The organism is Gammaproteobacteria bacterium (assembly GCA_027296625.1).
Lineage (GTDB): Bacteria > Pseudomonadota > Gammaproteobacteria > JAKEHO01 > JAKEHO01 > JAKEHO01.
Genome location: JAPUIX010000061.1, coordinates 1 through 5,066 on the forward strand (window position 1 = coordinate 1; position 5,066 = coordinate 5,066).

At 52.4% G+C, this 5,066-nt stretch carries 6 protein-coding genes; 5 read left to right on the top strand and 1 reads right to left on the bottom strand.

Annotated elements, in window-relative coordinates; translation table 11 throughout:
* From O6944_03635 to O6944_03655, 5 genes are all read left to right on the top strand, one after another.
* A partial coding sequence (locus O6944_03635; protein ID MCZ6718233.1) for a hypothetical protein occupies positions 1–227 on the top strand: 227 nt, incomplete at its 5' end.
* 1,170 nt (positions 228–1,397) lie between these two features.
* The gene (locus O6944_03640) at positions 1,398–2,585 is read left to right on the top strand and encodes a site-specific integrase (GenBank protein MCZ6718234.1); all 1,188 of its coding nucleotides are present in this window, start codon (positions 1,398–1,400) and stop codon (positions 2,583–2,585) included.
* A 304-nt stretch (positions 2,586–2,889) separates the two neighbouring features.
* The gene (locus O6944_03645; GenBank protein ID MCZ6718235.1) at positions 2,890–3,087 is read left to right on the top strand and encodes a hypothetical protein; all 198 of its coding nucleotides are present in this window, start codon (positions 2,890–2,892) and stop codon (positions 3,085–3,087) included.
* A gap of 447 nt (positions 3,088–3,534) precedes the next feature.
* Positions 3,535–4,056 (top strand): hypothetical protein, encoded by a 522-nt coding sequence (locus O6944_03650; GenBank protein ID MCZ6718236.1) that lies wholly within the window; start codon positions 3,535–3,537, stop codon positions 4,054–4,056.
* A 206-nt stretch (positions 4,057–4,262) separates the two neighbouring features.
* On the top strand, positions 4,263–4,808 hold the full coding sequence (locus tag O6944_03655) for a terminase small subunit (GenBank protein ID MCZ6718237.1): 546 nt from the start codon (positions 4,263–4,265) through the stop codon (positions 4,806–4,808).
* Between the two features lie 51 nt (positions 4,809–4,859).
* Here the strand turns inward: O6944_03655 and O6944_03660 are convergent.
* Positions 4,860–5,066 (bottom strand): hypothetical protein (locus O6944_03660; GenBank protein ID MCZ6718238.1); only part of this gene is annotated, 207 nt, incomplete at its 5' end.

The window sequence follows — 5,066 nt, forward strand, 5'->3', positions numbered from 1 at the left end:
ATGGTGGGGAAGAGCAGGACCAGCCCGCACAGCCAGAACTGGATCAAACTGAAGAGCCCTGGCGAGTTGTAGTAATCGCGGTAGACCGTGGCCAGCAGCGGCTGAAGGGCATCGATTCCCCACGGAATGAGGGCGCAATAAAGACCTATGAATATCTCGAGCAGGCCGTAGACGCGGACAGGATTGCGGACGCGCCGAGTGAGGCGCCCACCGAGATAGCTACCTAGAGCCAGCCCGCCCATGAAAACCGCGAGAATCGTCGCGAGTGAATACGCGGTGTTTCCCATGCGCAGAACGAGCAATCGGTTCCAAACGACCTCGTAGATGAGCCCTGCGGCGCCCGAGAAAAAGAAGAGCCAGACGAGCAGGACGATCCCTCCCCGTTCACTCGGCCCGCGGGCGGCGCCACCAGACGTAGATTTTTCGGCTGCGATGGGAAGCTCCTACATCTCGGGTCGCCAGGCCGACCATTATATTTGAGATTGACGGGCCTGGTGCTCCAAACCGCACACCACGCTGAAGCGCAACTATCAGCTCCTGCCAGCAGTGAAGTGGCTGCGCCTGTTCTTGAACCGCGTCTCGGATAAGTATGAGTATCTGGTGCGCTATTACGGCTACAATTGCAACCGCTCGATTGTCCCAACTACGTTGACTTAATGGGCATCAAGGATTACTGCAACTCGTATCGGCCGCATCAGCCCCATAATATGCAGGTGCCCGGAGGTCTCTACGCAAATTCGCCCAGACCTTATAAAGGACTGGGCGATCTCGACTTTCCGATCCATGACCGGACCGCCGCTGTCACCAGCTATGGCCGCACCGAGGAGCGAAGCGACGACAGGCCGGAGGCCCATCTGTTACAAACGCCGGAAGATCAACCTAAGTACCGAGTGCAGGCCAGAAGGTCGGCGTCAAGCAGGTCTCGGATAAGATCTGGCTCATTCGCTTCATGCAGTATGATCTCGGCTCCTTCGATCATGAGACCTGCAGGCTCGAGTCCATCGACAACCCATTCGCTGCTAATGTGTTACCCATGTCTCCGGTTTGGTGCTCAGGAAAATGGCGTCCAAAACGCTGGCGCGTTTTGTCGAACTCGACTGTCCACCTCGCTTTCCCACGGGGAACCGCGCTCAATTAAAATTGCTCGCATAAAGCGGGCAATTTTTGACGAGTGGCGTCCCCAAGGGGATTCGAACCCCTGTTGCCGCCGTGAAAGGGCGGTTTTTAAGTGTTTCATTGGATTTCATAGCATATCAGGATCTTGCATAAGCGATTGATATAAAGCATAATATCTGCTCATAATTTTTCACTGAGTTTCACTGAATGCCATCAGTTACTGGACGAATACTGGACGTTTTGTGCACTCAGAGGCGTTCTAATCAACCAAGAGCCGACTCATGGGCAAGGTAAAGCTGTCATCCAAAGCGGGCCGCCAGCGACTCCCTGCTAGGGGCAAACCGTACTTCGAGTCACTGTCCGGTACAGGCGTGCAGCTCGGGTACAGAACTGGCTCTCGAACCTGGCTCGCTCGTTGGTGGGTCGGCGGCCGCGAAGTGCAGCGATCTTTGAAGGCTTATGCCGACGATAAGTATCCTCCGGACGGGTCGCGGATTCTGAATTACAGACAGGCAGTTAAGGCAGCGCTCGAACGTGCTGGTCAAGCTGGAAGCATCCAACTCGAGAAGCTGACTGTGGGCGAAGTGTTCAGACTCTACGCCCAGTCACGTGATGCGGTCGGTAAAGACACTTGTGACTCGTGGAACCGTTTCAACAAGTGGATCAAACCGGGCTTCGAGTATGTACCGGTGATGAAATTGACCAAAGCCGACCTTGTTGGCTGGCGCGACGAGGTCGCGAAGAGCGTGAAGCCAGCAACCGTGAATCGAACGCTGACCATTTTCAAAGCATGTCTTAAGTACGGTCTGGAAGAGCTTGAAATACCGTTTCGCGGCCTCCCAATTTGGAAGGCGCTTAAATCGCTCGAGGTCGTTAACAAAGCCCGTGATCGTTTCTTGACGCTGGCAGAATTGAGTAGGCTCGCCAATGCTTCCGATCCGGATCTGCGTGAGCTTATATTGGCCGCGTCATACACAGGGGCCCGCTTCGGCGATCTGGCAGCACTGATCTGTGGCGATTGGGACCGAAAGCTAAAGAAAATTCGGATTCAGAACTCCAAAACAAACCGACCTCGCTATGTTGCTGTCAACGACCAGGCAGCAAAATTTTTCGATTCGATTACTGCGAAGAGCTCTCGAAGGTCGAGCGAACGTATGCTAAATCGTGTAACCGGTGATTTCTGGAAAAAGAACACGTATCGCCGACAGTTACTTGCGGCAAGTCGAAGGGCGAAAATTGACCCACCAGCGAACTTCCACATGATTCGACATAGTTATGCGTCCGCTATGAAGCTTGCTGGAGTGGATGACACGATCATTGCCGCCGCGCTTGGCCACTCATCGACGCGAATGGTTCAAGAACATTATGGGCATTTGGAGCAGTCCCACGTCGATCAACAGATTGCCACTCATGCACCAACATTAGATCTTGTGATCGAAGAATCCAGTGTCTCGCCGATTGTTGGGTAGTAGTTTTATTGACAATCTGATCGAATTTTCTGCGACGAATTTTCTGTATGTAAAGCGACGATACGCGAAGCTCAATTCTTGCCGTCTTTGACAAATGGTTAGCGTTTTGTCATTCTTGCTGGGCTTTCCGAGGCACTGTTCCGGGGGCAGCGATCATTGAATTGTATTGCCCTTGAGAGATAGTTAGCCAGAAAATCTTCGTGACCCAGAGAAGCAAATCAAGCCGGAGGAATCGGTGAGACTTGCTCGCGTCAAATGATCAAGCGATCGGACCTCCATAACTATCTGATTTGGAGGTTTTTTTATGTCTTCTCCTTACGCAATACCCGTCAGTCTTTGGGGCGAAAAATACTTTAATGTAAGCGTGCCGACGGCTTATCGGTATATCAATAGCGAAGATCCGCCGCCAGTGATCATGCTAAATGGACGGCGCAGAGTGGCAGTCGGCTCTCCGAAGTATCAGGAATGGCTGGATCGCCGAACAACTTCAACGGTCACGTAGACGATGTCCAGAAGCGGCAAATTCCCGAAGCCCGTACAAGCGTCGCAATGCCGCGTTACGAGGAATCCCATACCCCGAGACCACTAATGCAAAATTGAAACGCCCCGACCGTGCTACGAACACATTGGCCGAGGCGTAAAGGAACGCGGAATGAAGATAGAGAAACGTCAGTCTTTACGCAAGTGCATCAATGAGAACTGCAAAACTTGCATCTTTGACCCGAAGGCAGCAGGCACCTGGCGGCAACAGGTCACCCTTTGCTCAGTAACAAATTGTGCGCTGTATCCGGTCCGTCCGGCTTCCAACGCAAGGATTCCCGAGAGCGTACTCAAATACTACGGCGTGACCGAGCTAGAAATCGGCATTTGCGGTTCGATACGACCCCGAGAAGGGCGTTTTAACGAGCAAGACGGGCTAGAGCCTTGCCCTACTATCAGGCCCGCGTGAATGGGGTTAAAAAACGACCTTAACGAGCCTTTTCGGAGGGAAGACACCGAATGTGTCGAATCCCCTGAGCCGGACGGGGAGCCTGAGGAAGGTGGCGGCGTAGTTGAAGGGGATACAGTATTGGTCCCGGAAGGCGAATATGAAATTCGATATGTAAATTACGAAACCGCCCACTACTTTGGAAAAGCATGCGTAATTGTACGTTTTGCAATCATCGAGCCTGAGGAATATGCGGGTCTACCGATTGACCGATTTTACAACGTCAAAAGGCTGGACGGTCCGCCACGAAGGTTTGGTGAATACAAGGCCAAGAATTGTGGAAACCTGATTCGTGAATTTAAACGCATTGCTGGACATGCAGGCAGACTCGACCGTATTTCATTCAAGCGGTTTAAGAATTTGCGAATCATCGCTGAGATTCAGACAGTTCGACGTGACTATCAACGCCAAACTCTGGATGAGGACGATCACTACAGCCGCATCAGTAAACTGGTCAAGGTATTGCCTGGCGAAGATTGGTAATTTCATTATTGCCATCGGATATTGCTGCGGGCCTTGCGCGATAGACGTTTCAGCCCTACCAAAGTAGGAGGGGTTAGGCAAGGGAAGGTTAGGCAAGGGGAGGGTAGATTGGGTCAAGTAAAGTTAGACATGGTTATAAAATTTATGTACGACATTGTTTCTTTTCATGTGTATCCGGACCAGGCCTGCGATACCCGGGGCAACAAATGACCCAATCCAGAGTCAAGCTCAAGCCCAGGGGCAAGCCGCGCAATCGGCCGCTGACGATGAAACAGATGGCCTTCTGTGTGTATTACGTTTCCGCGAGTGTAAATCTCAACGCTACTGAGGCAGCCCGTCGTGCCGGCTACAAGGGCAATGACAATACCCTCGGGACAGTTGGGTTTCAGAATATGCTAAAACCTGCAATTCGGGGTGAAATAGATCGACGGATGGCGATCGCGCTATCTGGCGCCGAGATCACAGTCGAGAACACGCTCAAACGACTGACGATGCTCGGCAAAATGGCCCAGGAGACCGGGCAATATGCTTCGGCAGTCAGGTGTGCCGAACTGCAGGGGAAATATCTGAATATGTGGACGGACAAGATCGAACACGTCCAGGACGTTGAGGATATTTCAATCGAGGAGCTTGTACGTTTAATCCGCGAAATCGCGGAGTCTGGCGATGTCGATCTCCGGAAACTGATGTCGGAATCTGAGGCCGAGGATGTCTCACCAACTCTCTGTCCAGGATCCAAAAAGCCTCACTGAGATCTGGCTGATTCGCTAGTAGTTTTGGACATCGTGCTGGACATGCTCGGTTTACGCACCTTCGCATATACTGTATTGCCGCCTTTCGATGGCGATAACGTAGATCAGACGTTCAGCTAGATCGTCCGCTTTGCCCCCGAAAGCAGCCGTTCGGATGGTAGAGTCCTGAAGGACCGCTAATGACCCAAAGGGGACATCACCGTACCAGCATGCGCCGCGGACAGAAGGATCCTTTAGTCCCTGCTTCGGAAGGAGCCA

Bases quoted from the DNA above. Each gene is read 5' to 3' on its own strand.
- O6944_03640 (MCZ6718234.1), top strand. From the start codon at position 1,398: ATGGGCAAGGTAAAGCTGTCATCCAAAGCGGGCCGCCAGCGACTCCCT.
- O6944_03645 (MCZ6718235.1), top strand. From the start codon at position 2,890: ATGTCTTCTCCTTACGCAATACCCGTCAGTCTTTGGGGCGAAAAATAC.
- O6944_03650 (MCZ6718236.1), top strand. From the start codon at position 3,535: ATGGGGTTAAAAAACGACCTTAACGAGCCTTTTCGGAGGGAAGACACC.
- O6944_03655 (MCZ6718237.1), top strand. From the start codon at position 4,263: ATGACCCAATCCAGAGTCAAGCTCAAGCCCAGGGGCAAGCCGCGCAAT.